The sequence below is a fragment of the Streptomyces sp. CBMA152 genome (genome assembly GCF_014596475.1).
In the GTDB taxonomy this organism is placed as follows: Bacteria; Actinomycetota; Actinomycetes; order Streptomycetales; family Streptomycetaceae; genus Streptomyces.
In genome coordinates this window covers 37,907-53,597 of record NZ_MECJ01000011.1, presented here as the reverse complement: position 1 = coordinate 53,597, position 15,691 = coordinate 37,907, and the positions used below count along the sequence as shown (strand labels likewise).

Here is a 15,691-nt window from a genome sequence, read left to right as displayed (position 1 = left end):
CCCGTCCGCTCTGCGCGGGCGGGCGAGGTGGCGAGGCACCCTTTCCAGGCCGGTCCGTGGTATGTCACGCTCCGGTCGGGCCGGAGTGGGCGCCCACGCCATGCGACGGGAGGCTGATAGGCAATGCGCACATCACGCCGCAGCACAGAACGGGTGACCGCACTCGCACTCCTGGCAGCCGCCGCACTGGCGGTCGGCGCGACGGCGACCACTTCCGCGGCGGGGGCACCCGCGGCGAAGAAGCGGGGGCCGACCTCGGTGGCCTACATCGAGGTGAACAGCGACAGCATGCTCAACGTCGGCAAGTACAGCCTGGCCAACGGCGGCGGCAACGTCTTCGACATCGCCGTGGTGTTCGCCGCCAACATCAACTACGACACCGCCACGAAGTCGGCGTACCTGTACTTCAACCCGAACGTGCAGCGCGTCCTCGACAACGCGGCGACCCAGATCCGCCCGCTGCAGGCGAAGGGCATCAAGGTCATGCTGTCGGTGCTCGGCAACCACCAGGGCGCCGGGTTCGCCAACTTCCCCTCCGGCGCGGCCGCTTCGACGTTCGCCAAGCAGCTGTCCGACGCCGTGAGCACGTACGGACTCGACGGCATCGACTTCGACGACGAGTACGCCGAATACGGCAACAACGGCACCGGGCAGCCCAACGACAGCTCGTTCGTGTACCTGGTCTCCGCGCTGCGCGAGAACATGCCGAACAAGCTGATCTCGCTCTACAACATCGGCCCGTCGGCGACGAGGCTGTCCTACGGCGGCGTGGACATCTCGTCGAAGTTCACCTACGCCTGGAACCCGTACTACGGCACCTGGGGTGTGCCCGGCATCGCCCTGCCGAAGGCCAACCTGTCACCGGCCGCCATCGACTTCGGATCGACGTCGTCGAGCACTGCGGCGAGCCTGGCCAGGCGGACCGTCAGCGGGGGCTACGGTGTCTACTTGACGTACAACCTGGACGGCTCGGACCGGCACACCTATGTGTCCGCGTTCACCCGGCAGCTGTACGGAAGCGATGCCGTGTACACCCCGTGAGTGGGGAGTGGGCTTGCCTGGACCGGCTCACGAGCCCGTTCGCTGTCGGCGCGTCAGATGACGGTCGCCTTCCGTTCCCTCGTCCTTCAACCGGCAGCCCCTGCCCGCGTCGTGTGCCGTCCCTATGTTCTGTTGGGGGTACTCCCGGAAGAAGGGGCTCATGGACACACTGCTGGCGCTCCAGGCTCGTGGGATCACGAAGTGCTTCGGCGACGTGATCGCGCTCGACAGCGTCGATCTGGATGTGGCGCAGGGTCAGATCCACGGCCTGGTCGGACCGAACGGCGCGGGCAAGACGACCTTGCTCGGGCTCCTGCTGGGACTGGCCGTCGCCGACAGCGGCCGCCTGGAGATCCTGGGGACGCGGGTCGGGCGGGGGCTCGCCGCGCCCGACGGTGTCGCCGGCTTCGTGGACGGGCCCGGTCTCTACCCCTCGCTCACCGCCAGGCAGAACCTCGCCGCGCTGGCCACCCTGCGCGGCCACGACGCGCGCACAGCGGGGATCGACGCCGTGCTCGACGAGGTCGGGCTCACCGATGTCGCCGACGACCGGGCCCGCGGCTTCTCGCTCGGCATGCGCCAGCGGCTCGGACTCGCCGCCGCACTGCTCACCAGGCCCCGACTGCTCGTACTCGACGAACCGGCCAACGGCCTCGACCCGGCCGGCACGAGACACGTACACGGTGTCCTCACCCGGCTCGCGGCCAACGGCACCGGTGTCGTGCTCTCCAGCCACCGCATGGACGACGTCGAGGCACTGTGTTCCGAGGTCACCATCCTCGCCACCGGCAGGGTCGTCTTCTCCGGCCCGCTCGGCAAGCTGGCCGCCGAGAACCGTGAACTCGACTACCGGCTGCTCACCTCCGACCCGCACACCGCTCGTCGGCTGGCGGCCGAGACGGACGGGGTACGGACCGTCGACGACGTCGAGAGGCGGTACGACCCCGGCGTGCTCGTGGTGCGTGCTCTGGTGCCCGCCCTCGACGAGTTGGTGAGGCGGCTCGTCCATGCGGGCATCGCGTTGCGCGAGCTCGCGCCCGTGGCCTCGCCGCTCGAAACGGCGTTTCTGTCCCTCACCGAATCCTTCATCGAGCAACCGACCGTCGAAGGACAACAAGAGTCGCGGACCGAGCCGCAGGAGGCCGGACGATGACCGTGGCTGTCGCCGCCCATCCTGTTCCCGGTGCTCGCCGCGTCCCGGTGGTGCGCGCGTACCGCTTCGAGCTGGTCAAGCTCGTCTCGCAGTGGCGCGTACGCCTGCTGGTTCTCGCCTGCTGGATCGTGCCGGGCGTCTTCGTCGCCGCGGTGGCCCAGCAGAGCACGCTGCCCACGGACACGCTCTTCGGGCGCTGGATGCACGCGACCGGGTGGGCCGGACCGCTGGTGACGCTCGGCTTCTCGGGGAGTTGGGCGCTCCCGCTGCTGACCTCGGTGGTCGCCGGTGACGTGTTCGCCTCCGAGGACCGGCTCGGCACCTGGCGCCACCTCCTGGTGGCGGTGCGCTCGCCCCGGCGGATCTTCGCGGCGAAGGCGCTGGCCGGTCTCACCGTCATCGTGCTGCTCGTGGTGGGACTTGCCTGTTCCAGTACGGTCGGCGGGCTCGCGGCGGTCGGCGATCATCCGCTGGTCGGCCTCGACGGGCACACGGTGACTTCGTCGGACGCCGCGGGGAAGGTGCTGCTCGCCTGGCTCTGTGTGCTGGCCCCGACCCTGGCCCTCGCCGCGATCGGGCTGCTCGGGTCCGTCGCCCTCGGCCGCTCCCCGATGGGGCTGCTGCTGCCGGTGCTCGTCGCGCTGGCGATGCAACTCGCCCAGATACTGCCGCTGCCCGTAGCCGCACGCCTCGCCCTGCCCGGCTACGCGTTCATCGCCTGGAACGGTCTGTTCACCAGCCCGGTGCAGGGTGGCCCGCTCCTGATCGGCGTCGCGGTCGCCCTGCTGTGGGCCGCGACCGCGACCGCGCTGGCCTATCTCCTCTTCGTACGGCGCGACTTCACCAACCCGGCGCACGACGGGCCGGGGCGCCGCGCGCTCGGCGTCGCGGTCCTGCCGTTCGCCGGGCTGCTCGCCGGGACGGTGGCCGTCGTCGCCGCGGCCACGACGGCCACCGGCTCCGGCATCGAGCAGGAGAAGGTACAGCGCTCGGTGGCCGCGGCATTCGCCCACCTCTATCGCACCCAGACCGAGCAGCTCAACCGTCCCGCCGTCACCGAGGCGCAGCTGAAGGCCACGGCGGCGTGCACCAAGGGCAACGTCAGTTCCGGCGCCCATGGGCCGGGCAACGACTGGCGCTGTGTCGTCTCCTGGCACCTCCCCGGCATCGCGACCACCGGACAGGCCATTTACCAACTCGACGTCGCCGCGGACGGGCGGTTCGTGGCCGACGGCGACGGGCCGAAGGAAGTGAACGGCTACTTCCTGGTGCGGACCGCGACCGGGGACGCGCCGAACCCCCTCTGGCAGTTCGACGGCAATGTCGAGCTGCTCTCCGCCACCCCGAAGGGATGAGTCCATGCAGGTCACCCGCCGTCGTCGGAGTGCCGAGAAGGGGCGCTCCGGCTCTGTCGGCAAACGCATCGGCAGACGCGTCGGCCGCCGAACACCCCTGGCAACGGCGGGCATCGCCGCTGTCGCCCTCGCACTCGCCGGCACCGCCTTCGCCCAGACGACGCAGTTCGGCACGGATCAGGTCGGCCAGGTCACCCGTCAGGGCCAGGTCGTCTCCAGCGACCAGTACATCGCCCCGTACGGAAGCCGTCTCGTCATCAACAACGGCAAGATCATGTCGTCCACGGTCAGCCCGGACGGCACCCACCTCGCGGCCTCGGTCGCCGACGGCGGGATGGCGCTGGACATCGTGAACCTGAAGAAGGGGAAGGTCCAGCAGCTCATCGGCGACTCCGCCTCGGCGGATCTGCGCATCAGCGGCAACGACGTGGGCCAGGAAGGCCCGACGTACTCGCCTGACGGCAAGCAGCTCTGGCTGGGTCAGACCGACGGCTACACCAAGTTCACGGTGAAACCGGACGGCAGCCTCGCCACCCCCGTGTCCGTCAAGATCCCGGCGGACGGGCTCAAGCACGCGCTGGTGGGCGCGGCGGCGTTCTCGCCCGACAGCTCCACCGTGTACGCGGCGGTCAACGGCCAGAACCGGGTGGTCGCCCTCAACGCCACGACCGGCGCCGTCCAGCAGAGCTGGACCGTGGGCAACGCCCCGCGCGACATCGTCAAGGTCGGCTCCAAGCTGTACGTCAGCAACGAGGGCGGGCGCCCGGCGAAGCCCGGCGACACCACGATCAACTCGTACAACACCCCGGTGCCCGCCGACCCGGTGACCGCGGCCACCACCACCGGCACGGTCAGCGTCATCGATCTGGCGCACCCGACCGCCGCCGTCGCGAGCATCGACGTCGGTCTGCACCCCACCGCCCTGTACGCCAGGAAGGGCGCGCTGTTCGTCGCCAACACCTCCACCAATGACGTCTCGGTCATCGACACCGCGAAGAACAAGGTCGTCCAGACCATCTCCACCAAGCCGTGGCCCGAGGCGTCCGTGGGTTACGAGCCCAACGCGGTGACGTTCTCCCGCGACGGCCGCCTGCTGGTGACGCTGGGCCGCGCCAACGCCGTCGCCGTCTACCGGTACACCACTCCGCAGGAGCCGGTCAGCTACGTCGGGCTGCTCCCCACGGACTACTTCCCCGCGCAGATCGCCACCGTCGGCAACGAGGTGTGGGTCTCCAACACCCGTGGCATCGACGCCCGACGCCCGGCCAACAGCGCCGGACACGGCACCCACGACACGACATCGAGCCTGCAGCGGTTCCTGCTGCCCAAGGACAGCGTCATCAAGTCCGAGACGGCCAAGGTCTTCCAGCAGAACGGCTGGACCGCCGGCTCGGTCGCGGCGGGCAAGGGCCACGCGCAGCCGGTGCCCGTTCCCGTGCGGCTCGGCGACCCGTCGACGATCAAGCACGTCTTCCTGATCGTCAAGGAGAACCGGACCTACGACCAGGTCTACGGTGACATGCCGCAGGGCAACGGCGACCCTGCACTGACCGAGTTCGGCGAGAACGTGACGCCCAACCAGCATGCGCTGGCACGGCAGTTCGGGCTGTACGACAACACGTATGACATCGGCACGAACTCCGCCGAGGGACACAACTGGCTGATGCAGGCCGACGACCCGGAGTACACCGAGTCGCAGGCCGGTGAGTACGAGCGCAGCTACGACACCGAGGACGACGCCCTCGGCCACCAGCGGACCGGTTTCCTGTGGACCGGTGCCCAGGCCGCAGGCAAGTCCGTACGGGACTTCGGAGAGTTCCACCAGTTCCTGACCAAGCCGGCGGACGCGAGCTGGCAGAACCTGTACTGCGACACCAAGAACATGCGGTCGACCGGGCAGGACACCGCCTACCCCCTGACCTCGTCCTCGCCGATCCCGTCGCTCAACGCCGTGTCGGTGCCCGGCTTCGCGAAGTTCGACACCAGCGTCCCGGACATCTACCGGTACGAGATCTGGAAGCGTGACTTCGAGAAGCACGGTCCGGCGAACCTGAACATGTTCTGGCTCTCCAGCGACCACACCGGTGGACCGCCGAGTGCGGCCGCCCAGGTCGCGGACAACGACCTCGCCACCGGCCGGCTCGTCGACACGATCTCGCACAGCCCGTACTGGAAGGACTCCGCGATCTTCGTGGTCGAGGACGACTCCCAGAACGGCCTCGACCACGTCGACGGCCACCGTGCCCCGATCCAGATCATCAGCCCCTGGGCCAAGCACGGCGCCGTCGACAGCCACTACTACTCGCAGATCACGATGATCCGCACCATCGAGCAGATCCTCGGGACCCACCCGATGAACCAGAAGGACAGCGCGGCCAGTCCGATGGCCGCGGCGTTCACCAGCAAGCCGGACTTCACCCCGTTCACCGCGCTGCCCAACCGCACCTCGCTGACGGCGGGTCTGACGACCCCACCCACCTGCGGCGAGGACAAGGCGGCGGCGCAGAATCCGCGCGCGGCGGTCGTGCCGTCGGCGAAGGTGCCGGCGGACAAGCAGCAGCTCGCGGCGCAATGGGAGACCTGGAAGTCGCACCAGCGGCTCACCGGACCGGACGCCAGGCCCGACTTCGCGAACCCTGAGCAGATGAACCACTTCACGTGGTACGAGACGCACGGGTGGACGAAGCCGTATCCCGGCGAGAACAAGATCTACGCGCCCAAGGATGTGCCGGGCGCGTACATCCCGTCGGCGGAGAACGACGGCTGACGCAGCGGAGCTGTGACAGGGCCCCGGCCGACGACACCGTCGGCCGGGGCCCTGTCGCGATGCACCACAGCGGAAATTCGGATGCGGGTGCCGCACGGCCACCCCTAGGCTCCGCTCGCAGGGCGGGTCGGGGGGCACCGCATCGATCGTCAGTGGAACGGAGATGCACGGGGTATGACCAGTCATCTGTTCGCGATCTGCTTCAACGCGACCCGGCCGTCGGACCTCGCACGGTTCTGGTCCGGGGTCCTGGGCTGGGAGTTGGCCGACGGGCCGGAAGACGATGTCGCGATCCTGCCCCCTGATGCCGCCGGGTTCCGCATCCGTTTCCTGCCGAGCCAGGAGCCGAAGACCGGTCAGAACCAGGCGCACTTCGACTTGACGAGCACCTCCCCGGAGGGTCAGCAGCAGACGGTGGCCAGGGCGCTGGAACTCGGCGGGAAACACATCGACGTGGGCCAACTCCCGGAAGAGGGGCATGTGGTGCTCGCCGATCCGGACGGCAACGAGTTCTGCGTCATCGAGGCGGGCAACAAGTTCCTCGCCGACACCGGCTTCATCGGAGCACTGTCCTGCGACGGTACGCGGGAAGTCGGTTACTTCTGGAGCGAGGCGCTGCGGTGGCCGCTGGTCTGGGACCAGGACCAGGAGACCGCGATCCAATCGCCCGACGGTGGCACGAAGATCACGTGGGGTGGTCCTCCGGTGGCGCCGAAGACGGGCACGAACAGGCTGTACTTCGAGCTGGCACTCCCTGCCGACGCCTCCTGGGAGACAGAGGTAGACCGCCTGATCGCGCTCGGCGCGACGCGCATCGACACAGGCGAGGGCGACGGCGGCCGGACGCTGCTGCTCGACCCCGACGGCAACGAGTTCGCCGTACGGAAGCCCCGGTAGCAGGGCTTCCGTCGGGCGTGCGGCGTCGCGAAGCCCTACGAGACCGGTGTCAGCACCCCCACCCGGGACTCGATCTCGGCGGCCGCCGCCAGGCATAGGTCCTCGCGGAAGGGCCGGCCGACGAGTTGCACCCCGGCGGGGAGTCCGTCGGCCAGGCCGGTGGGCACGGCGACGGCGGGCAGCCCCGCGAAGCTCGTCGCCGTGCACAGCCGCATCGCCGACGCGACCCGGTCGCGGCCCGCCCGGTCGCGGGACTCCAGCCCCGGCTCGACCGGCGGTTCGGTGAACACCGGCCCCAGCAGCAGCGGATGGGCGTCCAGGAACTCGGCCCATGAGCGGCGGATGCCCAGCCACGTCCCCATCAGCCGCATCACCTCGTCGGCGGTCGCGGGGGAGGCGTCCGCCATCACCATCGCGATGTAGCGATCGCCGCCCTCACCCAGCAGGGTGCGGACGACCGGCCAGTTCGGCGCGAACTCGGCGAGCGTAATGCCCATGTACGCCTCCAGGGTCTCGTCGAGCCGTGGCACGTCCGCCACCTCGCGGACCGTGTACCCGGCGTCGGCCAGCGCCTCGGCGGCCACGGCCACAGCGGCGGCGATCGACGGATGGACCCCGTGCCCGCCCGGATCGGTGACGACCGCCACCGTCGCCGGTGCGGCGAGGGGTTCGCCGTACGCGGGTACGGGCACCGCCCACGGGTCGCGCGGGTCGGTGCCGGCCAGTGCCTCGTACGCGAGTCGGAGGTCGGCCACGGTGCGGGCCAACGGGCCGTCGGTGACGAGGAGTTGGGATGCAGGTCCGGGGTCCTGGGGGCCGATGACCCGGCGGTCGGCGGGGAAGCGCCCGGGGGTCGGCTTGAGGCCGGTCACCCCGCAGAACTGGGCGGGGACGCGGATCGAGCCGCCGGAGTCGTTGCCGAGGCCGAGCGCGGCCATGCCGGTCGCGACGGCCACCGCGTCGCCGCCGCTGGAGCCGCCCGGGGTGCGGGAGGCGTCCCAGGGGTTGAGCGTGTCGCCGTAGAGCTCGCTGCGGGTGTGCATGCCGGCGAGGACGAGGGTGGGCATGTTGCTGTGCCCTATGGGGATGGCCCCGGCCGCGCGCAGCCGGGCCACGGGCGGGGCGTCGGCGGTGGCGACCAGGTCGCGGAAGCGCGGCGAGCCGAACGTCGTCGGTACGCCCTCGATGGGCGTGGTCTCCTTCACGGTGAACGGCACGCCCGCGAGCGGCCCCAGCGGCTGTCCGGCGGCGCGGGCGCGGTCGGTGGCGACGGCGGCCTCGCGGGCGCGGTCCGCCAGCAGCTGGGTGACGGCGTTGACGCGCGGGTTGACCTCGGCGATGCGCTCCAGATGACTGTCGACGAGCTCGCCGGCCGAGACCTCGCCTCCGCGTACAGCGGCCGCCTGCTCCGTGGCCGACAGCTGCCACAGGTTCTCCCGCCGGGGCGTTCGCATGACCATGTCCGTTCCTCTCCTCACGCCGCGACGGCCGTTCCGATGCAAGCGCATCGGAATAGTAGACTGGGATCCGATGCGAGCGCATCGGAATATGGCGGGTCAAGGGAAGGCGGGCCGGGTGCCGAAGCAGGTGGACCACGAGGCGCGGCGGCAGGTCATCGCCGAGGCCGTGTGCAGACTGGCCGACGAGAAGGGCCTGGAGGGCGTCACGCTGCGCGATGTCGCCGCGCGGGCGCAGGTGTCGATGGGCGCGGTCCAACGCTGCTTCCGCACCAAGGAGGAGATGCTCGTCTTCGCCCTCGGATACGTGGGCGAACGCGTCGCCGACCGCGTACGGGCCCGGCGCCTGCGCAGCCCCGCGCAGTCCGCCGGCACCACACTGGGCCACGCGGCGGCCGAGGTATCGCTGCTACGGGCGGAGCATCGGGCCGAGGCCCGCGTCTGGCTCGCCTTCCTCGCGCAGGCGGCTGTCAGCGAACCCCTCGCCGCGATCCTGCGGGCCAACTACGCGGCGCTGGAGGACATGTTCACGACTCTGATGGCGGAGGCGGCCGCCCTGGCCGACGAGCCGGACGCCCGCCGCGCGGCCCGCACCCTGCTCGCCCTCGCGGACGGCCTCACCACCCACGTCCTCATCGGCCACCTCACCCCGGAGACGGCCCACGACGTCCTGGACGCGTACCTCGTCGGCCTCCAGTGAGGCCCTGTAGCCAGGGTCAGACCGTCGCCGGGTCGTCCGCCGGGATGCCCAGGTGCTCGGCGACGGTGGTGAGGGCTGTTCCCAGGGGGAGCGCGACCCGGGTGACGGCGTGCTGGTCGCCGCGGGTCGGGTCCCGGTTGACGATCACCACCGGTGTCCCGGCCTGGGCGGCCTGGCGTACGAAACGCAGCCCGGACATCACGGTGAGCGAGGAGCCCAGGACCAGCACGGAGGTCGCCTCGCCCACCAGCGTGCGGCAGTGCGCGACCCGCTGGGGCGGAACGGATTCACCGAAGAACACCACGTCCGGTTTGAGGATGCCGCCGCAGACGGTGCAGGGCACCACGTGGAAGTCCCCGACCTGGTCGTCGGTGAGGTCGGCGTCGCCGTCGGGGTTGATTCCTCCGGCGACCGGCGCGAAGCCCGCGTTGGCCTCCTCCAGCCGCCGGGCGAGCTCACGGCGCGGGCTGAAGTCGCCGCACGAGAGGCATACGACCCGGTCGAGGCTTCCGTGGAGTTCCACCACGCCGTCGCTGCCCGCGGCCTGGTGCAGACCGTCGACGTTCTGGGTGATCACACCGCTGAGCAGGCCGTGCCGCGCGAACGCGGCCACGGCACGGTGCCCGGCGTTGGGCCGGGCGCGGCCGAAGGTGCGCCAGCCGAGGTGACTGCGGGCCCAGTACCGGCGCCGGGCCTGGGCGCCACCGGTGAAGTCCTGGTAGGTCATGGGCGTGTGCCGGCTGAGGCTGCCGCCCTCGCCCCGGTAGTCGGGGATGCCCGACTCCGTGGAGAGACCGGCTCCGCTGAGCACCAGCACACCGCCGGTGCCCAGCGCGTCGGCGACCGGTCCCAGATCGGTGGTGCCGGGCGGCAGGCTCGCGTCGGGGGTCCAGCTCAGAGTGGGGCGCATGCGCATGCAGCCAGCGTACGAAACGGGCGGGGCAGAGGGACCGGCCCCGTCAGGAACGGGCGTGGCGGCCCCACCACGGCCGGCGCCGGGCCAGCCCCGGAAAGGGCCCGCAGGCCCCGGTCAGTATGCTGCCCGGATGGTGATCAACGGGGTGGAGATGCGCGAGGTCACACTCGCGGACGCGGCAGGTCTGGCGGAGACGTTGCGCCGCAACCGCGGGTCCATGCGGCCCTTCGAGCCGTACCGGCCCGAGGAGTTCTACACCGAGCACGGCCAGCTCGACAGGATCGGCGGACTGCTCGCGGAGCGTGAGGCCGGGCGCGTACGGCCGTACGTACTGATCGACACGACAACCGGCGCGCCCGTCGGGGGCATCAACCTCGGCAGCATCGCCCTCGGCCCGTTCCGTAGCGGAGGCCTCGGCTACTGGGTGGACCAGGAGTGGGCGGGCCGGGGACTGGCGACGGCCGCCGTGCAGGAGGTCTGTCGCATCGCCCGCGACGAGCTCGGGCTGCACCGTGTGGAGGCGAGCACCCTGGTCGACAACACCGCCTCGCAGCGAGTGCTCGCCAAGGCGGGATTCGAGCAGTACGGCATGGCGCCCAAGTACCTGCACATCAACGGCGCTTGGCGCGACCACCACCTCTTCCAGCGGCTGCTGCACGACGACCCGCCCACCTACTGACGGCGGTCATACCCGAGAGCGAGAGGGAGACGCCACCGTATGCATACGCTGCCATCGCCACCTGGAGCGGAGTGGCCTGACGGATCATCGGTCCGGATCGGCGCTCTCGTTCCGCTGACTCGGCCCGGCTGGGTCGAGGCGGGCCGACACCTGCTCGCCGGACTTGAGCTGGCCGTCGGCGATGTCAATGACACCGGCGGGATCGGCGGAAGACCGCTTGAGTTGGTGGTCCGGGACACCGCGGCTGATCCAGTGAGGGCCGCGGCGGCCGTGGACGAACTGGCCCGCCTGGGCGTGGCCGCCATAGCGGGGGAGTACCACAGCGTCGTCGCCCGCGCGGCCGCCGCCAGGGCCGACGCACTCGGCCTGCCGTTCCTCTGCTCGTCGGCGGTTCTCGACGCGCTCACCGAACAGCCGACCCAATGGGTCGCGCGCCTCGCCCCGGCACAGTCCCACGGCTGGCAGATCTACGCGGACTTCCTCCTCGGCGCGGGCCACCGCCGCATCGCCGTGGCAGCCGATCCGAGTGTCTACTGGGCATCCGGGACCCGCATACTGCGGGACCACCTCGCTCCACGCGGCGGCACCGTCATCGACCTCGACATGCGCGCGCTCACCCCAACGGCCGTGTGCGACGCACTAGTTGACCAACGCGCCACAGCCCTCCTCCTTCTGGTCGGCCACCCGGAGCCAGCCGTACCGATCGTCCAGGCCGTCCGCGGCGACCAGCGCCTCGCGGAGATCCTGATCGGTGCTCCGGCCGGGCAGCCGGAGTTCGCCGAATGGACGGCGCTGCTGGGCGACGACGGCGCCGCGATCCCCTTCCTGCGCTATCTGCCCCAGCGCCTTGGCCCACTCGGCGTACGCGTCGAGACGGCCCTGCGCGAGCGGCTGGCCCAAGCACCCTCGTTCGTCGCCTTCGAGGGCTACGACACGATCACCGTTCTCGCCGATGTACTGCGTTCCCAGGGCGTCGACCGGGCGCGCATCGCCGAGTCCTGGCCGCGCGTCGCGGTCGAAGGCACCCGGGGGCCGATCCGCTTCTCCCGCACGCCGGGCATCAGCGTGTGGCAATGGGCGTGGGCACCCGTCCAGGTAGTTGACCGAGATCCGGCGGACCTCGATCGCCTGCGGATCCTTCACGTCGGCTGAGAGAGCACGGAGGCGCGGCAGCCGCCGCCGTCCCGGGGCCGTACGCTCCGGGACGGCGGCGGGGACGAGTCCGGCAGCCGGGTCTGCGGGGTTACGCGGGTTGTTCCGGCGCGTGGGCCTTGATTACGGCGAAGCCGCCGCCCTGTGGGTCCGCGAGGACGGCCATGCGGCCCGCGGCCATGTCGAACGCCGGGGCGCGGACCGATCCGCCCGCATGCACGGCGGCGGCCTGGATGCTGTCGACGTCGTCCACGCAGAAGTACGGCATCCAGTGCGGCGGCACGCCCGGCGGGAGGGCGGCGAGGTCCATCATCCCGCCGATCGAGCGCCCGTCGACCTTGAACTCGATGTACCCCTCGGCGCCGGGCATCTGTGTGGGCGCGGCTTCGAGCGGGAGGACGGACCCGTAGAAGTCGGCGGCCGCGCTGGTGTCGCCGGTGTTCAGCTCGTTCCAGATGAGCGCGCCGTGCTCGTTGACGATGCCCGCGCCGTCGAAGGTGCCGGCCTGCCACAGACCGACGACCGCGCCGGTCGGGTCGGTGATGACGGCCATCCGGCCGAGGTCCATGACGTCCTGCGCGCCCATCATGACCGAGCCGCCGGCGTCGGTGACGGCTTTGAGGGTGGCGTCGACGGAGTCGGTGGCCAGGTACGTTGTCCACACGGTCGGCGGCATCGGGTCGGGCAGGGTGCCGTCCGGGTTCATCGCCTTCATGATCCCGGCGACGGGCTTGCCCTTGAGCTCGCACACCGAGTAGCCGCCGGTCTCCGGCGGGCCGATCTCGCCCTGCCAGCCGAAGAGGTCGCAGTAGAAGTCGAGGGCGGCCTGCTGGTCGGGGACCATCAGGTCGATCCAGCAGGGGGTGCCGGGTTTGTAGGGGCCGCTCATGTCGGGCACGGGTGCCTCCGGGGGTTGCGCGGGGTGGGACGGGGCGTTCTGTACCCGGTTCGCGGGCCGCCAACCGAGCCGAACGGGTGAACGATGGCAGCCCGGCGGGGATGTCGGTCGTCAAGATCGATTGTCAGTGGTGGGTGGGAGGATCGAAGTATCAAGTCGGTCGGAAAGAGGGGGGACCTGTCATGTCCGGAAGCCAGAACTACATCAACCACGTCGCTCTCGTGCTGGATGCCAGCTCGTCGATGTCGCACCTGAGCAGCAAGGTCGTCGAAGTCGCCGACCAGCAGATCGCCTATCTCGCCCGCCGGTCCAGGGAGTTGGAGCAGGAGACCCGCGTAACGGTGTACGTCTTCGCGGACAAGGTGGAGTGCGTCATCTACGACAAGGACGTGCTGCGGATGCCGTCCTTGAAGCAGTTGTACCGGGTCGGTGGGATGACGGCTCTGCTGGCGGCCGCGCTGAAGTCGCAGCGGGAGCTGGCGCAGACGGCTCAACTGTACGGTGACCACAGCTTCCTGACGTTCGTGCTGACCGACGGGCAGGAGAACGCGAGCCATCGCAGCCCGGACGCCCCGAGCAGGGATCCGCGCGCACTGGTGAAGGCCGTCGCCGAGATGATCGAGACCCAGCAGGACAACTGGACGCTGGCCGTCCTGGTGCCGGACCAGATGGGCAAGCGCGAGGCCATGCAGTGCGGTTTCCCCAAGGACAACATCGCCATCTGGGACGCCACCAGCACCCGGGGTCTGGAGGAGGCCGGGCAGGTCATCCAGCAGGCCACCGAGAACTTCATGGTGGGCCGCGCCCAGGGCATCCGGGGATCGCGGGCGGTGTTCTCCACGGGTGCCGAGGCGGTCAACAAGGACACCATCGAGGCCGCCGGTCTCACTCCGGTGGATCCGTCCCAATACCAACTGATCCCGGTGGCGCGGGACGCGGCGATACGTGACTGGGTCATCGAGTGCGGGCACACGTACCGTACGGGTTGCGCGTTCTACCAACTGAGCAAGTCGGAGAAGATCCAGGCGCGCAAGCAGATCGCTGTGCTGGAGAAGAAGACGGACCGGGTGTACACGGGGCCGGAGGCCCGAGCCCTGCTCGGCCTGCCGGACGCGGAAGCCCGCGTGAAGCCGGACCACAACGACGACTTCACGATTTTCGTGCAGAGCACCAGCGTGAACCGGAAGCTCGTGGCACACACACGACTCCTGCTGATGATCTGACGGCTCGTAAGCCCCTGGTGCAATCGGGGTGAGGCGCGCAGTATCGAAGTCGCGCTGACGGCGCCGGAGACGTACCCGACCACGGGTTTCGGTACGTGGCCACGCGGCGGGCAGGTCGTGTGCAACAGGAAGGCGCACTGACCGCCGCACGGGCCCTTCTGGCGCGGCTTCGACTTCCGTCGGACACCGCATGACCCACCCAATGGGGCAGGCTCGGGGTCGTGCGGTGGCGGGGGGCGGGCATCTTTTCGATGCTGGCATGGTCGGGGCTTGGGTCCCGGATCGAGGCCGACGGAAGGCGCACGGCATGACCATCACCCTCATCGACCATGCGGTGCCGCACATCTCGACCGTGCCCGCGAACAAGGGCCAGTACGTCGAGCTGTTCGTGCGGGAGCGCAATGGCACGCCGTTGGGGGCCGGCAGCCGCAGGGCCGTGCTCATGTTGCACGGCAGGAGTATTCCGGCGCTGGCCGGGTTCGATCTCCAGTACAAGACGTATGGCTGGGCCGATGCGCTGGCCGAGGCCGGTTATGACGTGTTCGTGATGGATCTCCAGGGTTCCGGCAGGTCGCCGCGCCCCAGGATGGAAGACCCGTGCAACGTCAACCCCGCCCTGCACGAGTCGCTCCTCAAACCCAACCCGCTGGCCGGCAAGCGCACCCCGAGCTACCCGTTCCAGCTGAACAACGCGCAGAGCGACTGGGACGAGCTCAATACCGTCGTCGAGTACATCCTCCAACTGCGCGGTGTCGAAGCCGGTATCTCGTTCATCGGCTGGTCCGCGGCGGCGTTCACGATGGGGCCGTACGCGGCGAAGCACTCCGACGTGGTGCGGGACCTTTTCCTGCTGGCGCCCATTTTTCCGCCCGCGGGCAGGACCGACCCGCCCACCACGCTGCCCGCACCCGGCTTCCCCACGAACCTGCTCACGAGGAAGGGCTTGGTGGACACCTGGGACAAGGAGACGTTGTGCGACGGCCAGCGCGAATCCGCCATGGTCGACGTGGTGTGGGACGCGCTCATGGACAACGACCCGATCGGCCGCACCTGGGGAAACCCGCCCGCCTACCCGGAAGGCGTCAACCGCTTCAGGAACGCACTTTGGTGGGGCTGGAACAACACCACCGTGGGTTCGAGCCTCCTGGGGAGCGGATCAGGCCCGCAGGTGTGCATCGTGTACGGGGAGCATGACCTGACGGCGAATTCGACCAACTCCGACCCCCTGCTGACGTTCTCCGTCCCCGCGCTGTACGAAGCCATCCCCGGCTCCGGCAAGATGCTGATCAAGGTGGCCTGTGCCGGCCACAGCATGCCGTGGGAACGCCAGCACACCAATCTGCACAAGCTGTCGAAGCGGTGGCTCAAAAACCAGATCTTCGGCGGGGTGGGCATGGGCGTCTACACCATGGACGAGCAGGGTGTGCTGACCCGAGTCCCGTAATCACCGGCC

General features: G+C 70.1%; 13 protein-coding genes. 10 read left to right on the top strand and 3 right to left on the bottom strand.

All coding sequences use genetic code 11. The features are described from left to right. Positions 1–123 precede the first annotated feature (123 nt). The 5 genes from BG418_RS09940 to BG418_RS09920 all read left to right on the top strand — a co-directional run bounded on the left by BG418_RS09940 (position 124) and on the right by BG418_RS09920 (position 7,213). Positions 124–1,041, top strand: coding sequence for an endo-beta-N-acetylglucosaminidase H (locus BG418_RS09940; RefSeq protein ID WP_188273389.1), 918 nt, complete (start codon positions 124–126; stop codon positions 1,039–1,041). 160 nt (positions 1,042–1,201) lie between these two features. Next, positions 1,202–2,194: an ABC transporter ATP-binding protein gene (locus BG418_RS09935; RefSeq protein ID WP_188273388.1), complete on the top strand. Its 993-nt coding sequence runs from the start codon at positions 1,202–1,204 to the stop codon at positions 2,192–2,194. After that, complete coding sequence (locus BG418_RS09930; protein WP_188273387.1) at positions 2,191–3,549, top strand: ABC transporter permease; 1,359 nt, start codon at positions 2,191–2,193, stop codon at positions 3,547–3,549. The genes BG418_RS09935 and BG418_RS09930 overlap by 4 nt, the downstream gene beginning before the upstream one ends. A 4-nt stretch (positions 3,550–3,553) precedes the next feature. Continuing rightward, entirely contained in the window at positions 3,554–6,316 is a 2,763-nt protein-coding gene (locus BG418_RS09925; protein ID WP_188273386.1) for a bifunctional YncE family protein/alkaline phosphatase family protein, read from the top strand. 174 nt (positions 6,317–6,490) lie between these two features. After that, a complete protein-coding gene (locus tag BG418_RS09920; protein WP_188273385.1) occupies positions 6,491–7,213 on the top strand; it encodes a VOC family protein in 723 nt (240 codons plus the stop codon). A 35-nt stretch (positions 7,214–7,248) separates the two neighbouring features. On the opposite strand, the gene BG418_RS09915 is transcribed toward BG418_RS09920, so the two are convergent. Next, positions 7,249–8,673: an amidase gene (locus BG418_RS09915; RefSeq protein WP_223184622.1), complete on the bottom strand. Its 1,425-nt coding sequence runs from the start codon at positions 8,671–8,673 to the stop codon at positions 7,249–7,251. Positions 8,674–8,788: 115 nt separating this feature from the next. Between BG418_RS09915 and BG418_RS09910 the strand changes: the two genes are divergently transcribed. After that, a complete protein-coding gene (locus BG418_RS09910) occupies positions 8,789–9,370 on the top strand; it encodes a TetR/AcrR family transcriptional regulator (protein WP_188273384.1) in 582 nt (193 codons plus the stop codon). Positions 9,371–9,386: 16 nt separating this feature from the next. On the opposite strand, the gene BG418_RS09905 is transcribed toward BG418_RS09910, so the two are convergent. Next, entirely contained in the window at positions 9,387–10,286 is a 900-nt protein-coding gene (locus tag BG418_RS09905) for an NAD-dependent protein deacetylase (RefSeq protein ID WP_188273383.1), read from the bottom strand. A 130-nt stretch (positions 10,287–10,416) separates the two neighbouring features. Between BG418_RS09905 and BG418_RS09900 the strand changes: the two genes are divergently transcribed. Together BG418_RS09900 and BG418_RS09895 are read left to right on the top strand one after the other, a co-directional pair. Further along, positions 10,417–10,965: a GNAT family N-acetyltransferase gene (locus BG418_RS09900; RefSeq protein WP_188273382.1), complete on the top strand. Its 549-nt coding sequence runs from the start codon at positions 10,417–10,419 to the stop codon at positions 10,963–10,965. Positions 10,966–11,004: 39 nt separating this feature from the next. After that, positions 11,005–12,117 carry an ABC transporter substrate-binding protein gene (locus BG418_RS09895; protein ID WP_188273381.1) on the top strand — a complete coding sequence of 371 codons (1,113 nt, stop codon included), beginning with the start codon at positions 11,005–11,007 and terminating at the stop codon, positions 12,115–12,117. Between the two features lie 91 nt (positions 12,118–12,208). On the opposite strand, the gene BG418_RS09890 is transcribed toward BG418_RS09895, so the two are convergent. Then, complete coding sequence (locus BG418_RS09890; protein WP_188273710.1) at positions 12,209–13,006, bottom strand: VOC family protein; 798 nt, start codon at positions 13,004–13,006, stop codon at positions 12,209–12,211. A 191-nt stretch (positions 13,007–13,197) separates the two neighbouring features. Between BG418_RS09890 and BG418_RS09885 the strand changes: the two genes are divergently transcribed. Together BG418_RS09885 and BG418_RS09880 are read left to right on the top strand one after the other, a co-directional pair. Further along, positions 13,198–14,238 (top strand): VWA domain-containing protein, encoded by a 1,041-nt coding sequence (locus BG418_RS09885; RefSeq protein ID WP_188273380.1) that lies wholly within the window; start codon positions 13,198–13,200, stop codon positions 14,236–14,238. Between the two features lie 307 nt (positions 14,239–14,545). Then, the gene (locus BG418_RS09880; protein WP_188273379.1) at positions 14,546–15,682 is read left to right on the top strand and encodes an alpha/beta fold hydrolase; all 1,137 of its coding nucleotides are present in this window, start codon (positions 14,546–14,548) and stop codon (positions 15,680–15,682) included. Positions 15,683–15,691 lie beyond the last annotated feature (9 nt).